The organism is Azospirillum brasilense (assembly GCF_007827815.1).
In the GTDB taxonomy this organism is placed as follows: domain Bacteria; phylum Pseudomonadota; class Alphaproteobacteria; order Azospirillales; family Azospirillaceae; genus Azospirillum; species Azospirillum brasilense_C.
In genome coordinates this window covers 1-21,028 of record NZ_VITH01000007.1, presented here as the reverse complement: position 1 = coordinate 21,028, position 21,028 = coordinate 1, and the positions used below count along the sequence as shown (strand labels likewise).

General features: G+C 70.1%; 14 protein-coding genes, 1 tRNA gene and 1 pseudogene. 10 read left to right on the top strand and 6 right to left on the bottom strand.

All coding sequences use genetic code 11. The annotated features are described in order from the left end of the window. Nucleotides 1-33: 33 nt before the first annotated feature. The gene (locus tag FBZ83_RS15225) at nt 34-804 is read right to left on the bottom strand and encodes a DUF72 domain-containing protein (protein ID WP_145684335.1); all 771 of its coding nucleotides are present in this window, start codon (nt 802-804) and stop codon (nt 34-36) included. A 38-nt stretch (nt 805-842) separates the two neighbouring features. Beyond that, nucleotides 843-1,193 carry a hypothetical protein gene (locus tag FBZ83_RS15220; RefSeq protein WP_145684333.1) on the bottom strand — a complete coding sequence of 117 codons (351 nt, stop codon included), beginning with the start codon at nt 1,191-1,193 and terminating at the stop codon, nt 843-845. Between the two features lie 408 nt (nt 1,194-1,601). Here FBZ83_RS15220 and FBZ83_RS15215 point away from each other — a divergent pair, with 408 nt between their 5' ends. Together FBZ83_RS15215 and FBZ83_RS15210 are read left to right on the top strand one after the other, a co-directional pair. Continuing rightward, nucleotides 1,602-2,912 (top strand): lytic murein transglycosylase, encoded by a 1,311-nt coding sequence (locus tag FBZ83_RS15215; protein WP_145684331.1) that lies wholly within the window; start codon nt 1,602-1,604, stop codon nt 2,910-2,912. 3 nt (nt 2,913-2,915) lie between these two features. After that, a pseudogene (locus FBZ83_RS15210) lies at nt 2,916-3,311 on the top strand (YkvA family protein); the annotation flags it as partial. A 19-nt stretch (nt 3,312-3,330) separates the two neighbouring features. Here the strand turns inward: FBZ83_RS15210 and FBZ83_RS15205 are convergent. Beyond that, nucleotides 3,331-3,750, bottom strand: a complete 420-nt coding sequence (locus FBZ83_RS15205) for a secondary thiamine-phosphate synthase enzyme YjbQ (RefSeq protein WP_145684327.1) — start codon at nt 3,748-3,750, stop codon at nt 3,331-3,333. 109 nt (nt 3,751-3,859) lie between these two features. Here FBZ83_RS15205 and FBZ83_RS15200 point away from each other — a divergent pair, with 109 nt between their 5' ends. The 3 genes from FBZ83_RS15200 (at nt 3,860) to FBZ83_RS15190 (ending at nt 5,271) form a co-directional block, all read left to right on the top strand. Then, nucleotides 3,860-4,303 (top strand): CoxG family protein, encoded by a 444-nt coding sequence (locus FBZ83_RS15200; protein WP_145684325.1) that lies wholly within the window; start codon nt 3,860-3,862, stop codon nt 4,301-4,303. 120 nt (nt 4,304-4,423) lie between these two features. Next, entirely contained in the window at nt 4,424-5,050 is a 627-nt protein-coding gene (locus FBZ83_RS15195; protein ID WP_145684323.1) for a nitrogen fixation protein NifQ, read from the top strand. Nucleotides 5,051-5,185: 135 nt separating this feature from the next. Further along, nucleotides 5,186-5,271 (top strand) — tRNA-Tyr (locus FBZ83_RS15190). Nucleotides 5,272-5,358: 87 nt separating this feature from the next. On the opposite strand, the gene FBZ83_RS15185 is transcribed toward FBZ83_RS15190, so the two are convergent. The 3 genes from FBZ83_RS15185 to FBZ83_RS15175 all read right to left on the bottom strand — a co-directional run bounded on the left by FBZ83_RS15185 (nt 5,359) and on the right by FBZ83_RS15175 (nt 6,719). After that, nucleotides 5,359-5,718, bottom strand: coding sequence for a hypothetical protein (locus FBZ83_RS15185; RefSeq protein WP_145684321.1), 360 nt, complete (start codon nt 5,716-5,718; stop codon nt 5,359-5,361). A gap of 8 nt (nt 5,719-5,726) precedes the next feature. Continuing rightward, a complete protein-coding gene (locus FBZ83_RS15180) occupies nt 5,727-6,131 on the bottom strand; it encodes a response regulator (RefSeq protein ID WP_145679569.1) in 405 nt (134 codons plus the stop codon). A 207-nt stretch (nt 6,132-6,338) separates the two neighbouring features. Further along, the gene (locus FBZ83_RS15175) at nt 6,339-6,719 is read right to left on the bottom strand and encodes a hypothetical protein (RefSeq protein ID WP_145684319.1); all 381 of its coding nucleotides are present in this window, start codon (nt 6,717-6,719) and stop codon (nt 6,339-6,341) included. Nucleotides 6,720-7,262: 543 nt separating this feature from the next. On the opposite strand from FBZ83_RS15175, the gene FBZ83_RS15170 reads away from it, so the two are divergent. From FBZ83_RS15170 to FBZ83_RS15150, 5 genes are all read left to right on the top strand, one after another. Continuing rightward, on the top strand, nt 7,263-8,699 hold the full coding sequence (locus FBZ83_RS15170) for an ATP-binding response regulator (RefSeq protein WP_145684316.1): 1,437 nt from the start codon (nt 7,263-7,265) through the stop codon (nt 8,697-8,699). A gap of 52 nt (nt 8,700-8,751) precedes the next feature. Then, complete coding sequence (locus FBZ83_RS15165) at nt 8,752-10,203, top strand: cytochrome c (RefSeq protein WP_145684314.1); 1,452 nt, start codon at nt 8,752-8,754, stop codon at nt 10,201-10,203. A 33-nt stretch (nt 10,204-10,236) separates the two neighbouring features. Then, nucleotides 10,237-10,734 (top strand): (2Fe-2S)-binding protein, encoded by a 498-nt coding sequence (locus tag FBZ83_RS15160; RefSeq protein WP_145679573.1) that lies wholly within the window; start codon nt 10,237-10,239, stop codon nt 10,732-10,734. Next, the gene (locus FBZ83_RS15155; protein ID WP_145684312.1) at nt 10,734-12,983 is read left to right on the top strand and encodes a xanthine dehydrogenase family protein molybdopterin-binding subunit; all 2,250 of its coding nucleotides are present in this window, start codon (nt 10,734-10,736) and stop codon (nt 12,981-12,983) included. Before FBZ83_RS15160 ends, FBZ83_RS15155 begins: the two co-directional genes overlap by 1 nt. Before the next feature lie 518 nt (nt 12,984-13,501). Further along, nucleotides 13,502-21,028, top strand: a 7,527-nt coding sequence (locus tag FBZ83_RS15150; RefSeq protein ID WP_145684310.1) for a SwmB domain-containing protein, incomplete at its 3' end; no start/stop codon positions are given.

Below are 21,028 nucleotides of genomic sequence, written 5' to 3'. Positions count from 1 at the left end.
CCGGCTGCGCTTGCGTTCGCGCAACGATAGCGGTCAGGCGCCGGGCTTGTCTCTCTGACCTGTGGAGGCACCCAAACGGCTCATCAGCGTCAGCGCGTCGTCGACCGCGTGGAAGTCCGCCGTGTTGTCGAAGACGCACCAGACCGGCCGCTCCCGCGCCTCGTCGCGGAAGCGCCGGGCCAGCCGGTCCAGCACGTCCAGCGGGTAGGCGCTGCGGTACATCACCGGCGAGCCGTGCAGCCGCCAGTAGCGGAAGCCGTCCCAACCCGCCGGCTCCGCCGCCGCTGGCACCGGGGCTGGGTCGGCGGCGGCGCGGGCCACGGCGTGGTCGACCAGCAGCCGGTCCGGTTCCGCCGCGAACCAGCTCGGGTGGCGCGGCTCGCAGACGACAAGGCCGGCGAAGCGCTCGCGCAGGGCCGCGAAGAAGGGGCCGGCCACCGCCGGCTCGAAGCGCAGCGTCGGCGGCAACTGCACCAGCAGCGGCCCCAGCCGGTCGCCGAGATGCCCGACCTCGTGCAGGTACTCCGTCAGCGGGCCGGCGCAGTCCTTCAGCCGCTGCTCGTGCGTGATGGCGCGCGGCAGCTTGACCGCAAAGCGGAAGTCCGGCGGCGCCGAGGCCGCCCAGCGCTCCCAGGTCTCCGGCTTGTGCGGGCGGTAGAAGCGGCTGTTGACCTCGGTCATCGGGAAGACGCGGGCGTAGCGCTCCAGATGCGTGCCCTCCGCCGGAAAGGCCGGGGCGGAGGGTTTCGGGATGCTCCAGCCGGCGCAGCCGATGCGGATGGCGTTGATGGTCCCTTCGGCCAAGCCTCTGCTCTCCATCCTTGGGCGCGTGGGTTCCCGCCTTAGAACAGCGTCGGCTGCCGCTCGTCCCGCCTTACGGCGCTACCTGATTGGTCGGCGTCGGCGATCAGCCGGGCCATCTCCCGGCGCGCCTTCTCCGCCTCGTAGCCGCCACGGTAGCGCCCGATGAAGCCCTTCCGGCAGGCCCGGCTGAAGCGCTGCGACGCGGTTTCCCAGTCGTCGCCGGGGCGCAGCCAGCTCACATAGGTGGTGCCGCTGCGCGGGTCGGTTCGCAGGTAGCGGCCATGCCCCTTCGGTCCCCGCACCCATTGGCCGGGATTCAGGCGCAGAGCCCCCCGCGCCAGCAGCAGGGACACCTGCGGGGTGAGTTCGATGGTCGGAAAATACGGCATGGCGAACCCTCTCGGCGGCGCGCCGGGGGGCGGGCCGCGAACGTCTCGTCTCTGGTTTCGGAATGCCCTGGATATGGGGATTTCAGCCCGTTTGTTCAAGTTTTGTTCATGGTCAAGCCCTGGCTGTATGGGCGCCGCGTCGCTCCGTCGGATGACAAAATCCGACACGGATTTCACGGACTCGGTCACGGATTTCACGGATTTCTGAAAACCCTCAAGCGCACGGCTAGTCGAACCGGATAGCTCCGTGAAATCCGGTTTGATCCGTGCAATCCGTGTCGATTCTTGCCCGCGTGTCCCGCGCGTGGCGGATGAGCGTTGCTTCCGGCACCGGAACTTGTCCGTTGAGTGAAAGGGCCGTCCGTCCTAGGCTCCGGCACAGCTTTTCCCTGTTGGTCACGAGAGCGCATGCGCCCCCTGCTGTCCCTTCCCGTCCGCCTCCTGCTCGCCACCACGATCCTGGCCGGCTGCCAGACGACGGGCGCTCCGCCCGTGTCTGCGACCACCACGTCCGGAACCGCGAAGGCGTCCGCCGCCGCCCCGGCCAGCGTGGCCCCGGTCCAGCCCGCCGTCAGCTTCGCCGACTGGCTGAAGGCCCTGCGCGCCGAGGCGCTCGGCCAGGGCATCCGCGCCCAGACCTTCGACCGCGCCTTCGCCAACGTGAAGCTGTCGGACCGGGTGGTCGAGCTGGATTCCTCCCAGCCGGAGTTCAACCGCCAGCCCTGGCAGTATCTGGACAGCGCGGTCAACGACCGCCGCATCCAGGCCGGACGCCAGCGCATCCAGGACAACGGCGCGCTGCTGCGCCGCATCAGCCAGCGCTCCGGCGTCCCGGCGGAGATCCTGGTGGCCTTCTGGGGCGTCGAGACCGATTTCGGCAACTTCACCGGCGGCTTCTCCGTCGTCGACGCGCTGACCACGCTGGCCTATGAGGGCCGCCGCGCCAGCTACTTCCGGACGGAGCTGCTGGCCGCCCTGCGCATCCTCGACAGCGGCGACATCCCGCCGGAGAAGATGAGCGGCTCCTGGGCCGGCGCCATGGGCCAGACCCAGTTCATGCCGACCATCTTCCTGAAGCACGCCACCGACGAGGACGGCGACGGACGGCGCGACATCTGGGGCAGCCTGCCCGACGTCTTCGCCTCCACCGCCAAGTTCGTGCAGGCCAACGGCTGGCGCACCGGGGAGCGCTGGGGCGAGGAGGTCACCCTGCCCGCCGGCTTCCCCTACGAGCAGGCCGAGTACAACATCTCCAAGCCGGTGTCCGAATGGCGCCGCCTCGGCGTGCGGCCGGTCACCGGCGGCGAGCTGAGCGGCGGCGAGGAGGAGCGGGCCGCCGTCCTGATGCTCGCCGGGGCGCAGGGACCGGCCTTCCTGGTCCGGGAGAATTTCCGGGCGATCATGAAGTACAACCCCTCGACCAGCTACGCGCTGGCGGTGGCGCTGCTGTCCGACCGTCTCGCCGGCCGCTCCGGCGTGCAGGGAAGCTGGCCGCGCCACGAACCGGCGCTGAGCCGCGACGAGCGGATCGAGCTTCAGGAGCGGCTGGCCTCGCTGGGCATGGAACCGGGGACGGCGGACGGCATCGTCGGCGCCAACACCCGCAACGCCGTGCGCCGCTTCCAGCAGTCGATCGGCGCCGTGCCGGACGGCTTCGCCACCAAGTCCCTGCTGGAACGGCTGCGCCAGTCCGCCGCTCCCGTCCCGGCGGCGGGCTGACGCTCCGCGATGCTGGCGGCGGCGAAGGGCTGGGCGCGGCGGATCAAGCGCGACGTGATCGCGCTCTATCTGGCCGCGCGCGACCCGCGGACGCCTTGGTACGCCCGTGTGGCCGCCGCGGCGGTGGCGGCCTACGCGCTCAGCCCCATCGACCTGATCCCCGACTTCGTGCCGGTCCTGGGCTATCTGGACGACCTGCTGATCGTGCCGCTCGGCATCCTGCTGGTCATCCGCCTGATCCCGGCGGCGGTGCTGGAGGAACACCGCGCCACCGCCGCCAAACTGGCCAACCGGCCGGTCAGCTACGCCGCCGCCGCGCTGATGGTCGGGATCTGGCTGGTCGCCGCCGTCGCTCTCTTCTGGTGGCTCGAACCCTACATCGCGGGTTGGCTGGGGTAGACGCGCGGGCGCCTTCCCCTCATTCGCCCAGCAGATGCAGCGCCAGGGTCCGCTCGTGGGGCTGGCGGCGGTGCTCGAACAGATAGATCCCCTGCCAGGTGCCCAATGCCATCCGCCCCTCCAGCACGGGGATGGACAGTTGCACGGTGGTCAGCGCGCTGCGGATGTGAGCCGGCATGTCGTCCGGCCCTTCCAATATGTGGTCGTAGAGCGCCGGGTCTTCCGGCACCAGCCGCTTGAAGAAGCGCTCCAGATCGCCGCGCACGCTCGGGTCGGCGTTCTCCTGGATGACCAGCGAGGCCGAGGTGTGCCGGCAGAAGACCGTCAGCAGACCGGTCTCCATGCCCTGGGCGGCGACCCAGCGGGCCACTGGCTCGGTCACCTCGACCAGGCCCTGGCCGTGGGTGCGGATGGTCAGCGTCATGACGGCCTGCCGCATGTGTGTCGCCCTCCGTGCTCGATTGCGCGTCTTGGAAGCGGGTCTTCCATACACCAAATCGCTTGGCATTTCCGGCCCGACAACTGGCCCGACCAACAACAGGTGATTCATGGAACTGAACGGCCAGTACCGGATTCCGGCGGCGCGCGAGCGGGTTTTCACCGCGCTCTGCGATCCCGCCGTGCTGCAACGCTGCATCCCGGTTCTGGAGGAGATGGACCGGCTGTCGCCCACCGAATACAGCGCCCGCGTGCGCGCCACGGTCGGCCCGCTGAACGCGCGCTTCGCCGGCAACGTCCGGGTGGCACCGGAGGACGCGCCGCGCTTCTACATCCTCTACGCCGAGGGCAAGGGCGGCCTCGCCGGAGCGGTCAAGGGCGAGGCCCGCATCACGCTGGAGGAGGTGGACGGCCACACCCAGCTGTCCTTCACGCTGGCGGCGGCGCTGGGCGGGGCCGTCGGCCGGCTGGCGGTCAAGCTGGTCAAGGCCAAAGCCGACCGCGTGATCGACGGCTTTTTCGAGCGTTTCACGACGGAGGTCCTGAACGGCTGAGCCGGATGCCCGGCGGGCCTCGACAACGCACCCGCAAAAAAACCACTTCGCAGTTGCGGGAATTTGATCCACCATCATGGTCATGACCGAACAACCCCCCGATGCGGGAGTTCGCCGACCATGATTGCCGACATCGCCGATCCCGCGGTTCTCTCGCTCCACCCGCCCGCCGACGCCCTGGACGGCGTTCCGGACGGCCCGGCCCTCGACCGGCTGCTGTTCACCCGCATCGTCGGGCTGGCCGCGCAGCATCCGGGCGGTCCCGCCGCCGCGCTGGGGCTGGAGCGTGAAGCGCTGGCCGAGCTGATCCGCCGGCACGCGGCGGGCTTCGCCCCTCTCCTTTCCTCCCTGCCGGAGGACAGCGGTGTGGACGCCATCGAGGAGGAGGATTTGCGGGCCTTCCTGCTCGACCACCGCGCCGCCGGGACCGTCGAGGAGGAGTGGCTGGCCGCCATTGTCGCCCGCCGCGCGCTGGGGCCGAACCACCTCTGGCAGGACATGGGCTTCGCCAACCGGCGGGAGCTGAACGCCATGTTCCGCCGCCACTTCCCGTCGCTGGTCGCGCTGAACAGCGGCGACATGAAATGGAAGAAATTCTTCTACCGCCAGCTGTGCGAGCGCGAAGGGCTGATGCTCTGCAAATCGCCGAACTGCGAGGTGTGCGACGACTTCAGCGCCTGCTTCAGCGCGGAGGACGGCGATCCGCTGAGCGCCCTGGCCCGCGTGGCCCGTGGCGAGGGGGCGTGAACAAAGATGCGCTGCGGATGAAGAAAGCCGCTTGACCGGAGCGCCGCTACCCGTTAGATAACGCCACCCGCCGGACGGAAGGCCTAGCAAGGCCCGATGAACGGCAGGTCTCCGATGGTCGCGTCAAGCATCAGCGGAAGGGTGGCCGAGTGGTTAAAGGCAGCAGACTGTAAATCTGCCCGCGTAAGCGTACGCTGGTTCAAATCCAGCCCCTTCCACCATCTGACGCGGCCGGTTCATGACAGGGTCATGACCGGCCGTTTCCTTTTCCGGACAGCGCCGACTTATTGCCTCGTCAGCACGCCTTCTCAGCGTGGCTGGGCTCCCAAATCCTCGAAGGTCAGGCCCTTGTCGGTGCGGGTGAAGCGGCCCTTGCCGTTGACCGTCATCGCCGTCGCGCCCGGCTGCGGCGCAAAGGTCGCCGCGTAGTAGCAATCATATTGCTTGTCGTCCGGCTTCGGGGCGCCGTTGCGGTACTTGGTGTCGACGCAGCCCTGCTTGCGGAAACCATCGAACCCACGGAAGCTGCCCTGCCCCTGACCGTCCAAGGCCCGCCGGGTGTGCGATTCCACCAGCTTGCGCATGTCGGACTCGCCCGGCTCCCCCGAACAGGCGGCCAACGGCACCACCGCCAGACCGCACAGCACCGCAAGCCGCAGGCCCCGCATCCCCTCCCTCACTTGGCGGCCAGCAGGCGATCCACCCGCTCCTTCAGGGCGCCGAAGGACGGCGGCTTCACGACGAAGCCGTTGACGCCCAGGGACATGGCCTTCTTCACGATTTCGGATTCCGTGTGGTTGGTCAGGAAGACCACCGGCGTGCGGCGGTTCCTCACCTCGGCGCTGGCCCGCAGATCGGCCAGGAACTGCAGGCCGGACACCGGCTTCATGTCGATGTCGCAGACAATCACGTCGGGGGTGGCGCGGATGCATTCCCGCATGCCGGTCTCGCCGTTGTCGGCCTCGGCGATCGAGCGGAAGCCGATCTGCGACAGGATCTGCATGATGGTCCGGCGCACGAAGGGCTGATCTTCGATGACCAGGATGCTGTACTGCCCGTAATCGACCGGCTTCCTGTCCATCGCCGCCCCCTCCTCCGCCAGAACTGGTGGCACCAGTCCGTGGTCATACAGTCGGACACTGATAATGCGAGTCCGGCGGACGAGCAACCAAAGGACGGTTACAACTTTTAAAGAATGACGGATTCCCAGCGCCCGGACGCGGCGGCGGGCCGAGCGAAACCGCAAGGCCCGTCCTGCGCGCGACCGCCGCTCACCAGAAACGGGACGCTACCGCCGACCGGTTCCCTGCAACCCCAGGATGGTGGAGATCAGGCCCGCCACGAACCGCCGTTCCGGGTGCAGCTCATGCACCGCGACCGCGCGCCCGGCGAAGGACAGCGCCGCTTTCGCAAGGTCCGCCGGGTCCGGGCAGGCTTCGCCGTCGATGCGGAAGCGCGCGACCGTCTTGGTCAGCTCGTGCATCGCCGTCAAAGGCGGGATGCACATCAGGAAGCGGGCGCTGGCGACCGGCGTGAAGCCGCAGCGCTCGAACATGGTCTGCACGGTCACCGGAACGCCGTCCGGTCCTTCGGTCCCGACCTGAAAGCGGAGCAGACGCTGCGCCCGCTCCTCCACCGCCTCGGACCAGCCGGCGGTGGCTGTAATCATGGGGTTGATCAAACCTGCCTCCAAATGCACCAGCCACGGGCCGCGCAGGCTCCAGGGACGTTAGATTGTTCGCTCAGCGAACAAGGTCAAGAAACATCCCGTATGGCGGAAACCCGCATCCGTTTGATTACAAAGCAATCACCGTGCCAGCGCACGGAAACGGCGGCGCAAAGCCGCCCCGCCCCATCACCGGCTTCCCCTATCATCTTGGAACTCCACCTGATTGTTCCATGGCGCCCGCATCGACGCCGGAACGGCGCCTTCGGAGTCAACAGCGCGACGACCGCCCCGGTGCCGACGGCTGACCGCTTCGTCGCCTCCGGAACACGTTGCATGTGTGACAACCTGCCGTCCTTTTGGGCACGGGGTGTCGCTGCTCCGCAACCGACACCCTTGAAGCGATGATCGGGACCTTTGCACGCGCGCGAATCGTTATGCCCACGAAAACAATTCCCGTTCTGCGCTGTTGTGACCTGACGTACGTGAAATCATGTGCCGGAAGTTGTTTCGCGGCGGTGAGCGGGGGCCATCGTGGAGACCTATATGCCCAAACATGCGGATTCGGACGAACCGGACAAAGGTGGGGCAACCACCGGAGAGGTGCTGCGCGAAAGCCTGGGGACGCTGAGCCGCAACCTTGCCGAAGGGGTCCGCACCGCCGAACGCCTCCAGCGGGACGCCGCCCGGCTGGTCGAGGAAAGCGCGCGTCTGGCCGCCGAACTGGTCGAGCAGCGCCGCGAGATGGGGCGGCTGCGCGACCGCATGCACCGCGCCGAGGATCGCCGTTCCGCCCGGGAAGAGGAACTGCGCCGCGCCCATGAGACGGCGGAACGCGCCGACCGGGCCAAGGCGCGTTTCCTGACCGCCGCCAGCCACGACCTGCGCCAGCCGATCCAGGCGGCGGCGCTCTACGCCCACATCCTGCGCGGCGCGGTCGGCGGCAACCCGTCGGCGCGGGAGGCGGCCGACCTCCTTCAGGCTTCCATCGACAGTCTGAGCGGCATGCTGAGCGGCCTTCTGGACCTCGCCCGGCTGGAGGCGGGGGCGGTGGACGTCACGGTCTCGGAGTTCCGCCCCGATGCGCTGATGCGCCGTCTGGGCCAGGAGTTCCGGGCAAGCGCCACGGCCGAGGGTATGAGCCTGCACGTCCATCCCAGCGGCGTGGCGGTGCGGACCGACGCGCGGCTGCTGGAACGCATCCTCACCCACCTGCTGTCCAACGCCGTCCGCCACGGCGGGAAGAACGGGGGACGCGTCCTCCTCGGCTGCCGGCGGCGCCCTGAGGCGCTGGAGTTCCAGGTGTGGGACGACGGGCGCGGCATCCCCCCCGACGCCCGCGCCGCCATCTTCGAGGAGTTCCACCAGCTCGACAATCCGGAGCGCTGCGCGGCCAAGGGCTTCGGGCTCGGCCTGCCGCTGGTCGCCCGCATGGCGCGGCTGCTTGGGCTGACGCTGGACCTGCGGTCGCAGGTCGGCCGGGGCACGGTCTTCACGGTGGCCGTTCCGCGCGCCGCCCTTCCCTCCGAACCCGACCGCCGCCTGACCGCCGCCGCCCGCGCCATCGCCGTGGCCGCGACCAGCGCGGTCGCCACGGCCTCGCCGATGGAGCGCATGCGGGGCCGCCGGGTGCTGCTGGTGGAGGACGACGAGCGGGTGCGCCACGCCATGACCATGCTGCTGAAGCGCTGGGGGGTGCGGGTGACCGCCGTCGGCTCCGCCGAGGAGTTGGCCGACCGCCTGCCGCGGCTGCGCAGCCGCCCGCACGTCGTCCTCGCCGACCACCGCCTTCCACGCGGGCAGACCGGCCGCACGGTGGCGGAGCTGGTCCGCCGCCGCTGGGACGTTCCGGTGGTCATCATCACCGGCGACACCGCGCCGGAGCGGTTGCGCGAAGCCCGGAAGATCGGCTGCCGCCTGCTGCACAAGCCGGTGGAGCCCGGCGACCTCGCCGCCACGCTCGACGACGTCATGGAGGGGTGAGCGCTCAGAACGATCCCCCGCTCCGCCTGTTCGCAGGGTGGGAGGTGCGCGCATGGGACGACGGAAGACGCGGCGGAACTCAATCGGGCGTGGCCTGATCGGCGGGGCCGCCGTGATTCTGGCGCTCGGCGCCGGGGCGGTCGCCTGGGCGTGGGAAAGCGCGATCCCGCCCCAGCCGCGCCCGGCGGCGGAGTCCTTTCCGGCGGAGCTGGTGGCGGAAGGAGCGCGGCTGGCCGCGGTGGGGAACTGCATCGCCTGCCACACGGTGCCGGGCGGGCGGTCCTTCGCCGGTGGGCTCGCCCTGCCGACGCCCTTCGGGACCATCCATTCCACCAACATCACGCCCGACGAGGACACCGGCATCGGCCGCTGGAGCGAGGCGGCCTTCACCCGCGCCATGCGCCGCGGGGTGGACCGCGACGGGCGGCATCTCTACCCCGCCTTCCCCTACGACCATTACACGCGGGTCAGCGACGCCGACAACCGGGCGCTCTACGCCTATCTGATGACCCGCACGCCGGTGCGGGCGGAGGCGCCGGCCAACCACCTTCCCTTCCCGCTGAACATCCGGATGGCCGTGGCCGGGTGGAAGCTGCTCTATTTCCGCGAGGGCGCCTTCACCCCCGACCCGGCCAAGCCGGAGGTCTGGAACCGCGGCGCTTATCTGGCGGAGGGGCTGGGCCATTGCGGCGCCTGCCACAGCCCGCGCAACGCGCTGGGCGCGGTGGACAAGGATCGCGCCTGGGCCGGCGGCGAGGCCGAGGGCTGGACCGCCTACCCCATCGACCAGGACTCCCCGGCGCCCGTCCCCTGGACGGCGGACAGCCTGACCTTCTACCTGCGGCATGGCTGGCACCCGGCGCACGGCGTGTCGCGCGGGCCGATGGCGGAGGTCACCGGCAACCTCGTCGGCCTGCCCGACGCCGACGTGGCGGCCATCGGCGCCTACGTCGCCGACCGCATGGGTCCCCCCAGCGCTGAGCGCCTGCGCCGCGGCGAAGACCTGCGGGCTCTGGTTTCGCGCCGTACCGCCGACGCCGGGGCGCCGCCGGGCGCCGGCCCGACCGCCGCCGACAGCCAAGCCCGTCCCCCCGCTGCGGACTCCGGGCGGACCGGGGGTGACGAGCGTGGCGAGGCGATCTACCGCACGGCCTGCGCCACCTGCCACGAATCCGGACGGCCGCTGCCCTTCGGCGGACTGCCTTTCGCGCTCAGCACCGCGGTGAACGCCGCGAACCCGCAGAACATCGTCAACGTCACGCTGTTCGGCCTGCCACCCGGCGACGGCACCGTCAGCGCGGTGATGCCGGCCTTCGGCGGAGCGCTGACCGACGCCGACATGGTGGCCCTGCTGCGTTACCTGCGCGGGCGCTTCAGCGACCAGCCGCCATGGGACGGGCTGGAGCGGCTGGTGGCCGACACGCGCAGCGGCGCACACCACGTCGCCGTCCGCCCCGCCGACGGCATCGAACGGGCGCCGCAGAACGTCGGCGCCGCCGACTGAACGCATGCCCGGATTGACGGAAGGAAGCCCATCATGGCGATCGACCTCACGGTGAACGGCACCCCGCAGCGGGTGGAGGCGGACCCGGACACGCCGCTGCTCTACGTGCTGCGCGACGATCTCGGGCTGAACGGGGCGAAGTTCGGCTGCGGGCTGGGCCAGTGCGGGGCCTGCACGGTGATGGTGGACGGGCGCGCCGTTCTGTCCTGCGTCACGCCGGTCCTGCTGATGCAGGGCCGCGCCGTCACCACGGTCGAGGGGTTGGGCACCGCTGAGGCCCCCGGCCCCATGCAGCGCGCCTTCATCGAGGAGCAGGCGGCCCAGTGCGGCTACTGCATCCCCGGCATGATGATGCGGGCGCAGGCGTTGCTCCAGGAGCGGCCGGACGCCGACGACGCCGCGATCCGTCGCGCGCTGGAGTTCAACCTGTGCCGCTGCGGCACCCACATGCGCATCCTGCGCGCCATCCGCCGCGCCGCCGACACCATGCGCCACGCCGAGACCGCCGCCCCGAACGGGAGGGCCGGCTAATGAGCGACCACAGCCCCCTCCCTCTGACCCGCCGCGGCCTGCTGGCCGCCGGTGGCGCCCTGGTCGTCACGGTGTCGCTGGCCCGCCCCCTGCCCGCCCAGACCGGGGACGGCGGTGGCGCCCGGCCTCCCAAGCCCGCTCCGGGCAGCCTCGCCCAGACGCCCCGGCTCGACGCCTGGGTCCGCATCGGCGCGGACGGCGCCATCACCGTCTTCACCGGCAAGGCCGAACTCGGCCAGGGCATCCGCACCGCCCTGCTCCAGGTCGCCGCGGAGGAGCTGCGCGTCCCGCCCGCCGCCATCACGCTGGTCACCGCCGACACCGCCCGCACCCCGAACGAGGGCTACACCGCCGGCAGCCAGTCCATGCAGAACAGCGGCACCGCCATCCGCGCCGCCGCCGCCCAGGCCCGCGCCCTGCTGGCGCAGGAGGCGGCGCGGCGCCTCGGCGCGCCGGCCGACGCGCTGGGCTTCGCCGACAAGCGGGTGACGGCGCCGGACGGGCGGACGCTCGGCTATGGGGAGTTGGCCGCGTCGCTCGACCTGACGGTGGAGGTGCCGGCGGACGCCCCGTTGACCGCACCGGACCGCCTGTCCGTGATGGGCCAGCCGCTGCCCCGCGTGGACATTCCCGCCAAGATGACCGGCGGCGCGGCCTATGTGCAGGACCTCCGGCCGGAGGGCATGCTGCACGCCCGCGTCGTCCGCCCGCCCAGCCCCGCCGCCCGGCTGACCGCGCTGGACGGCGCCGCCGTGGAGGCGATGCCGGGGGTGGTCGCCGTGCTGCGCGACGGCGACTTCCTCGCCGTGGTGGCCGACAAGGAGTACCGGGCGGTCAAGGCGATGCGCGCCCTCGCCTCCGCCGCCCGCTGGGAGGAGCCGGCGACCCTGCCCGGCGACACCCCGATCCCCGACCTGCTGCGCTCGCTGGAGCGCGAGGTCGGCACGGTGGACGCCAAGGGCGACGCCGGCCCCATCGCCGACGGCCCGCGCAGCCTGCGCGCCCGCTTCACCCGGCCCTACCAGCTTCACGGCTCCATCGGCCCGTCCTGCGCCGTGGCGGTGATGGGCGAGGACGGGCTGACCGTCTGGTCGCACACCCAGGGCGTCTATCCCGACCGCAAGGCCATCGCCGAGATGCTGCGCCTGCCCTTGGATCGGGTGCGGGTGATCCATACGGAGGGGTCCGGCTGCTACGGCCACAACGGCGCCGACGACGCGGCGGCGGACGCGGCGCTGATCGCCAGCAAGCTGCCCGGCCGCCCGGTGCGGGTGCAGTGGATGCGCGAGCAGGAGCATGCCGGGGAGCCCTATGGCCCGGCCATGATGATCGAGGCCGCGGCCTCCCTGGACGGGAACGGGCGCATCGACCGCTGGACCTTCGACGTCTGGTCCAACACCCACACCACCCGCCCCGGCGGGGCCGGCGCCCTGCTGGCCGCGCGCCATCTGGCCGAGCCCTTCCCGGCGGAAGCGGCGGCGATGCAGATCACCCCCGCCGGCAACGGCGATCGCAACGCCATCCCGCTCTACGCCATCCCCAACACCCGCATCCTCTGGCATTTCCTGCCCGACATGCCGCTGCGGGTGTCGGCGCTGCGGTCGCTCGGCGCCTACGCCAACGTCTTCGCGCTGGAAAGCATGATGGACGATCTGGCGCTGCTGGCCGGCGCCGACCCCGTAGAGTTCCGCTTGCGCCATCTGGAGGACCCGCGCGCCCGCCGGGTGGTCGAACTGGCGGCGGAGCGCTTCGGCTGGACGGGCGCCGCGCCGGCGCCGGGCTTCGGCCACGGTTTCGCCTTTGCCCGCTACAAGAACCACGCCGCCTATCTGGCGTTGGCGGTGGAGCTGTCGGTGGACCGCGGCAGCGGGCGGGTGCGGATGACCCGTGCCACCGCCGCCATCGACAGCGGCGAGATCGTCAACCCCGACGGCATCCGCAACCAGACCGAGGGCGGCATCATCCAGGCGATGAGCTGGACCCTGTTCGAGCGCGCCGTCTACGACGACACCCGAGTCACCTCGGTGGACTGGGCCAGCTACCCAATCCTGCGCTTCGCCAGCGTGCCCGACCGCATCGACGTCCACATCGTCGAACGGCCCGGCGATCCCTTCCTCGGCACCGGGGAGGCAGCGCAGGGGCCGACCGCCGCGGCCATCGGCAACGCCATCCGCTCGGCGACCGGCTTGCGCCTGCGCGACCTGCCCTTCACCCCCGACCGGGTGCGGGAGCCAACCGCCTCCGGCTGAGCCCGCCAGAAGAGGCCACAAGGAGGAAATTTCCACGGATCCTCTGGTGAATAGAACGAACGGCTTGGCACCTTTGTGCCAAGAGTGGCGGATGCCCAACCCAGGGTAAGCGGTCGCGCTGCGCTCTGGCGTTGCGCCACGCCAAGATGCGCCGGACAGTTCAACGGAACCGTTGCTTGCTACCGCAACTCACCGCAGCGCCACTTTTACTGGTGTGCGCCACGCTATTTTGCGGCACAGCGAAATAAAAATTGAATAGATGCATGATTTTATCAGCGTCATAATAGGAATTAACAACACATTAACACTCCTAATGACACGATATTTCGCAATATGTAACATTAGAATGTGAATTTGTGCTTTCAATCGACAAGAAAACAGCTGTGTCAAATGCCATGATCTTGCGTTGTATTCATTGACCAGGGCACCGGGTTGTGGGTATGTCAAATCAAACGGGGTAGCCATTTCTTTCGAGAGATGCCCACCTCGGATTGCTTCCCACTTAGGAACCGTCCGCCATGACCGAAGCGCCCGCCGCCGCCGCCGCCCCGCGCGTTACCACCTCAGGTCGCTTCCTCCGCACGGCCTCAGAGATTGCCGTCATCGACACCGCCCTTGACGGGTGGCGGGATCTCCAGGCGGGACTTCCCTCCGGCATGGAGGCGGTTCTGATCGGCGAAGGCCGCGACGGCGTGGCGGCGATGGCGCAGGCCTTGGCCGGGCGCCGCGGCATCCGGGCGCTCCATGTGCTGTGCCACGGCTTCGAGGGCGGCCTGCAACTCGGCGCGGCGCGGCTTGACGACGCGACGCTGGGCGCGCGCGCCGCGGAACTGGCGGCCATCGGCTCCTGCCTTGCCGACGACGGCGACATCCTGCTGTACGGCTGCAACGTGGCGAGCGGCCATGGCGGTGCGTTCCTCGACGCGCTGGCCGACATCACCGGCGCCGCCATGGCGGCCTCCCGGACGCTGACGGGCGCCGCGGACCTGGGCGGCGATTGGACCCTCGCCTGGACGCGCGGCACGGTGCGGACCGAAGCCCTGCGGATCGACCGGTATCGCGGGGTGCTGGCCGCACCGTTCGTTGATGAAGTGGTCGCCTACACCGGCGAGAACACCATCACCATCCGGTACGAAGACAGCCTGGACACCACGAGCAACCCGCTGCTGACCCATTTCGTGGCGACCGACGGCACCGTGAACGCGGGCACCGGTTCCATCCTGATCAATGGCAACGCGGTCGCCCTGATCAGCGCCGTGGTGTCCGACACCTTCGTAACCCTGACCGTCGGCCACCAGTTCCAGCTGAACGACGCCATCGCCTTCCGCTACGAGGACCCGGCGGGTGACGACCTGACCGGCGTCATCCAGGCCCCCTACGGCCTGGACACGCAATCGGTGGACGTCTCGATCACAGTGCTGTCCGCCCGCCCCCCGGCCTTCCTCTCCTCATCCGCGCAAATCGGGACCAACAAGGTCGTCCTGTCCTTCGATCAGGCGCTGGACGCCAACAATCCCCCGTCCACCCAGCAGTTCTTCGGGTCCTCGTCGACGCAGGGACAGATTCGCATCAACGGCGTCTACTACAGCGTTTCGAGCGTCGCCGTCGTTGGAAGCACCGTCACCGTCGAGGTCGGCAACGGCTACATCTTCCAGAATGGAGATTTCGTCTCCCTCCGTTATTACGACGGAGACACGGTGGACAGCACGACGGCCATCCAGAACCAGGCCGGTGTCGATATTCCGGATTTCAGAACCAGCTTCACGGTCCAGCTCAACGAGCCGACCGTGACCGCGACGGGCAACGCGCCGACCTTCACCCAGAACGCGGCGCCGGTGGACCTGTTCTCCGGGGTGTCCGCCAGCACCAACACCGGACAGGTCTTCACCAGCGTGACCCTGACGGTCACCAATGTCGTTGACGACGAGTGGCTGTCCATCGATGGCACCATCCCCATTTCCCTGACCTCGCCAGCCACCGGGGTGACCGTGCCGACGATGCCGGGAGCGACGGTCTCCACCTCGTACAGCGGCACCACGGCGACCGTCACCGTGAGCGGGCTCAGCCTCACCGGCACCCAGCTGGCGGCGCTGCTCGACGGCATCGCCTATGTCAATGCGGGCGACGTCCTCACCGGCATCGTCACGCCCGGCAACCGCATCGTTTCCATCACCAGCGTCACCGATGACGGCAGCACCAACAACACGGCCACCCTCAGCGGCGTTTCCTCCACCGTCGTCGTCGCGGCCGCGGCGGCGCCGACGCTGACGGCGACCGGCAACACGACGACCTTCACCACCTACACGAACGCGGCGGACCTGTTCTCGACGGTCACGGCCAGCACCAACGACTCCGGCCAAGTCTTCACCAGCCTGACGCTCACGGTGACCGGTGTCCTGGACAGCGCGTCGGAAATGCTGGTCTTCCTGGTTCCCGGATGGTCGTCCTCGACCATTGCCCTGAACCATGGCGCCACCTCCCTGCCCGTCGGCGCGGTGACGGCCAGCGCCACGGCCAGTGGCGGCACCGTCACGGTGACGATCAGCGGCCTGCATCTGACGGACAGCGAAATGGCGTCGTTCATCGACGGCATCGCCTACAACAACATCGCGGCCCTGCAGAGCGCCACGCCGTCCGACGGCCCGCGCGTCATCACCATCACCGGCGTCACCGACGACGGCAGCAGCGACAACAGCGCCAGCCTCACCGGCATCGCCGCCACCGTCAACATCGGCGCGCCCGCGACGCCGGTGCTGCAGAGCGCCGCGGTGAACGGCGCATCGCTGGTGCTGACCTACGACGTGGCGCTCGACTCCGCCAACCCGCCGGCGACCGGCGCCTTCACCGTGACGGCCGGCGGCAGCCCGGTCACCGTCAGCGGCGTCGCCGTGGACAGCGCGAACAAGACGGTGACGCTGACGCTCGCCCAGCCGGTCGCCTTCAACAGCTCGGTCACCGTTTCCTACACCGACCCGACCGTGGGCGACGACGCCAACGCCGTTCAATCGGCCTGGGGCGGCATGGATGCCGCGACCGTCACCGCCCAGCCGGTCACCAACAACACGCCCGACCCGAACGGGACCCCACCGACCCTCACGCTGAGCACCGAAACCCCCTTCTTCATGGGGAGCAGCGGCAGCAGCGGCTTTGACCTCTTCAGCGCGGTGACCGCCTCGACCGTCGACGGCGGGCAACACTTCACCGGCATGGTCCTCAAGGTCTACAACGTCGTCGGCAACGGCAGCACCGAGTTCCTGACCATCGGCGGCAGCGACATCGCGCTCGGCACCGGGTCGGGCACATTCAGCAACGGCAGCTACGCGGTCACACTGACCAACGGCGTCGCCACCGTGACGCTGAGCGGCATGTCGTTGAGCGACGGCACCATGGGCTCGCTGATCGACGGGATCACCTACAAGAACACCGGCCCGGCCAATGCGGCGTTCGGCTCCACCGAGACGCGGCCCGTCGTCCTTCACTCCATCACCGACAGCGGCCCCGTCGGGCAGAACACCACCGTCGTCGACCAGGTCGCCACGGCGACGATCGCCAACACGATGCCTGCGCCCGCGCCTCTCAAGATCGCACCGACAAGCCCGACCGTGTCCTTCGTTGCGGGGACGCCGAAGCAGGTGTCCTTCACCATCACGGCCACACAGTCCATCACCCTGGTAGGGTCGATGGTCGAGTTCGGCGTCAGCGCGCCCAGCGGCTGGACGGTCGCGAACATCAGCCTCGACATGCCGGTCGCCGGCATCATTACGATCGGCAGCGTCTTCACCCTGACCTTCGACATCACGGCGTCCGGCACGGACACGTCCGGTGCATTCCCCATCAGCATCGTCTCCACGGCGGTCGGGATCGACATGAGCACCGCCGCCATCTCGAACTCGGTGATGGTGATGCTCGCCCCACCCGCGCCGGTGCTGCAGAGCGCCACGGTCAACGGCACGTCGCTGGTCCTGACCTATGATGCCGCGCTGGACGCGGTGAACGGCCCGGCGGCTGCCGCCTTCGAGGTCAAGGTCGGCGGCAGCACGGTCACCGTCTCCACCGTCGCGGTGAACAGCGTCAACAAGACGGTCACGCTGACTCTGGCCCAGGCGGTCCAGCACGGGCAGACGGTCACCGTCAGCTACACCGACCCCACCAACGGCGACGACGCGGCGGCGATCCAGAACATTACCGGCGGCGCGGACGCGGCCAGCGTGACCAACCAGTCGGTGACGAACAACACGGCGGACACGACGCCGCCGTCGATCACCAACGTCACGATCCCCAACCAGCCGGCCAAGGTCGGCGATACGGTGACGGTGACGATCACCGTGGCGTCGGACAGCGACACTTACACGCTGGGCAACGGCAGCACCGTCAACGGCTTCGCGCTCGCCAACCTGACCAAGGTCAGCGCGACCACCTACACCGCCACCTTCACCGTCACCGCCGACGGCCAGCGCACCGGCGACCGCGCCGCCAACCAGGACATCCCGGTCAACATCGTCCTGGTCGACAGCGCCAGCAACGCCAACACCCCCTACACCACCCCGATCAGCCAGACCAACGACCGCATCGACACCAACGCCCCCCCGGTCCTGGCCGTCCCGACCACCCCGCCGACGCTGGTCGACACCTCGGCCAACGACACCTTCCCGCTGATCGATGGCCAGCTCTCCGCCACCGACCTGGAAGGCGACACGCTGACCTTCTCCGTCGCCGGCTCGCAGGCCTCCCCGGTCCAGCACGGCAGCGTCACGCTCAGCAACGGCGTCACCTACGACACCTGGTCCACCGGTCCGGGCGGCACCGCCTACGTCAACAGCCAGACCGGCCACTACGCCTACGTCTTCGACGCCGCCTTCCTCAACGGCGTCCCCGCCGGGCCGATGCAGGGCACCAGCACCTTCACCGTCTCCGACGGCAACCGCACCGTCGAGCGGCAGCTCACCCTCAACTTCACCGGCGCCAACGACAGCCCGATCCTGTCCAACGACGCCCGCAGCCTGGCCGCCATCGACCAGGGCATCGCCGACGCCGCCAACACCGGCACCACCGTCACCGATCTGCTCGCCTCGGCCGGCACCGCCACCGACGCCGAGTACGACAGCCCCTTCCCGCTGGTCACCGTCGTCCCGCTGGGCATCGCCGTCACCGGGGTGACCAACAGCAACGGCACCTGGCAGTACAAGGTCGGCAACGGCGCCTGGACCGACATCCCCACCGGCCTGTCCAACGGCTCGGCGCTGCTGCTCGCCGGCTCCGACCGCCTGCGCTTCGTGCCGAGCGGCTCGGGCTTCACCAACACCGACACCGGCGCCATCACCTTCAAGGCGTGGGACCGCACCAGCGGCACGGCCGGCGCCACCGCCGACACCAGCGGCGACGCCTTCAGCACCGGCGGCGCCACCGCGACGATCCGCGTCGACGCCGTGCCGACCCTGGCCGCGACCGGCGGCGCCAAGACCTTCGGCGTCGGGGTGGACGCCTCGACCAGCCTGTTCAGCGGCGTCGCCGCCTCCACGGTGGAGGCCGGACAGAGCTTCCGCGGCGCGGTGTTCACCGTCAGCGGGGTGGTGGACGCCACCGAGGTCCTGACCATCGGCGGCACCGACGTCGCCCTGACCAACGGCGCCACCGCCACCCTGACCGGTCTCGGCGTGGCGGGCGGCAACGCCGGCGTCACCGTGTCGGTGGTCGGCGGCGTCGCCACGGTGACCGTCACCGGGCTGGAGCGCAGCGACGCGCAGATGAGCGCTCTGCTCGGCGGCGTCACCTACAAGAACACCAGCGCGACGGCGACGCTGGGCGACCGCACGGTGGCCATCGCCGGCCTGACCGACAGCGGCGGCGCCACCGGCAGCGCGACCATCTCCGGCGTCAGCGCGGTGGTGAGCGTGGCCGACGTGACGCCGCCGGCGGCTCCGGTCGTCACCAGCGCGGCGCTGACCAAGAACGCCACGCCGGTCCTGGCCGGCACGGCGGAGGCGGGCAGCACGGTGACCGTCACGGTGGGCGGGGCGACCTACACGACCACGGCGACCAACGGGACCTGGACTCTTGACCTCGCCACGGCGACGCCGACCACCGGCTCGCTGAGCCTGAACGCCAACGGCACCAACGCGGTTTCGGTGACGGCCAGGGACGCGTCCAACAACACGTCGACGGCCGGCACCCAGACGCTGACCATCGACACGACGGCGCCCTCCGCCCCGGCGGTGACCAGCGCCGTGCTGACCAAGAACGCCACGCCGACCCTCACGGGCACCGCCGAGGCCGACAGCACGGTGACCGTCACGGTGGGTGGGGCGACCTACACGACCACGGCAACCAACGGCACCTGGTCGATCAACCTCGCCACGGCGACGCCGACCACCGGCTCGCTCAGCCTGAACGCCAACGGCGCCAACGCCGTCTCGGCGACGGCGACCGACGTTGCGGGCAACACGTCGACGGCCGGCACGCAGTCGCTGACCATCGACACCACCGCGCCCACCGCCCCGGCGGTGACCAGCGCGGCGCTGACCAAGAACGCCACGCCGGTCCTGGCCGGCACGGCGGAAGCGGACAGCACGGTCACCGTCACGGTGGGTGGCGCAACCTACACGACCACGGCGACCAACGGGACTTGGTCGATCAACCTCGCCACGGCGACGCCGACCACCGGCTCGCTGAGCCTGAACGCCAACGGTGCCAACGCCGTCTCGGCCACCGCCACGGATGCCGCCGGCAACGTCTCTTCGGCCGGCACGCAGTCGCTGACCATCGACACCACCGCGCCCACCGCGCCGGCGGTGACCAGCGCCGTGCTGACCAAGAACGCCACGCCGACCCTCACGGGTACCGCCGAGGCCGACAGCACGGTGACCGTCACCATCGGCGGGGCGACCTACACGACCACGGCGACCAACGGCACCTGGAGCGTCAACCTCGCCACGGCGACGCCGACCACCGGCTCGCTCAGCCTGAACGCCAACGGCGCCAACGCCGTCTCGGCGACGGCCACCGACGCCGCGGGCAACGTCTCCACGGCCGGCACGCAATCGCTGACCATCGACACGACGGCGCCGACCGCTCCGGCGGTGACCAGCGCCGTGCTGACCAAGAACGCCACGCCGATCCTCACGGGCACGGCGGAAGCGGACAGCACGGTGACCGTGACCATCGGCGGGGCCACCTACACGACCACGGCAACCAACGGCACCTGGTCGATCAACCTCGCCACGGCGACGCCGACCTCCGGCTCGCTGAGCTTGAACGCCAACGGCGCCAACGCCGTCTCGGCCACCGCCACGGATGCCGCGGGCAACACGTCGACGGCCGGCACGCAGTCGCTGACCATCGACACGACGGCGCCGACCGCTCCGGCGGTGACCAGCGCCGTGCTGACCAAGAGCGCCATGCCGATCCTCACCGGTACGGCGGAGGCCGACAGCACGGTGACCGTCACCATCGGCGGCGCCACCTACACCACCACGGCAACCAACGGGACCTGGAGCGTCAACCTCGCCACGGCGACGCCGACCACTGGCTCGCTGAGCCTCAACGCCAACGGCGCCAACGCCGTCTCGGCCACCGCCACGGATGCGGCGGGCAACGTCTCCACGGCCGGCACGCAGTCGCTGACCATCGACACCACCGCGCCCTCCGCCCCGACCGTCACCACGGCGTTGACCAACAGCACCACCCCGATCCTCAGCGGCACGGCGGAAGCGAACAGCACGGTGACCGTCACGGTGGGCGGCGCCACTTACACCACCACGGCAACGGGCGGCAACTGGTCGATCAACCTCGCCACGGCGACGCCGACTTCCGGCTCGCTCAGCCTGAACGTCAACGGTGCCAACCCGGTCTCGGCCACCGCCACCGATGCCGCGGGCAACACGTCTTCGGCCGGCACGCAGTCGCTGGTTGTCGACACCACGCTGCCCAACGCCCCGACCGTCACCAGCGCCACGCTGACCAACAGCACCACCCCCACCCTGACCGGCACGGCGGAAGCGGACAGCACGGTGACCGTCACCATCGGTGGCGCCACCTACACCACGACG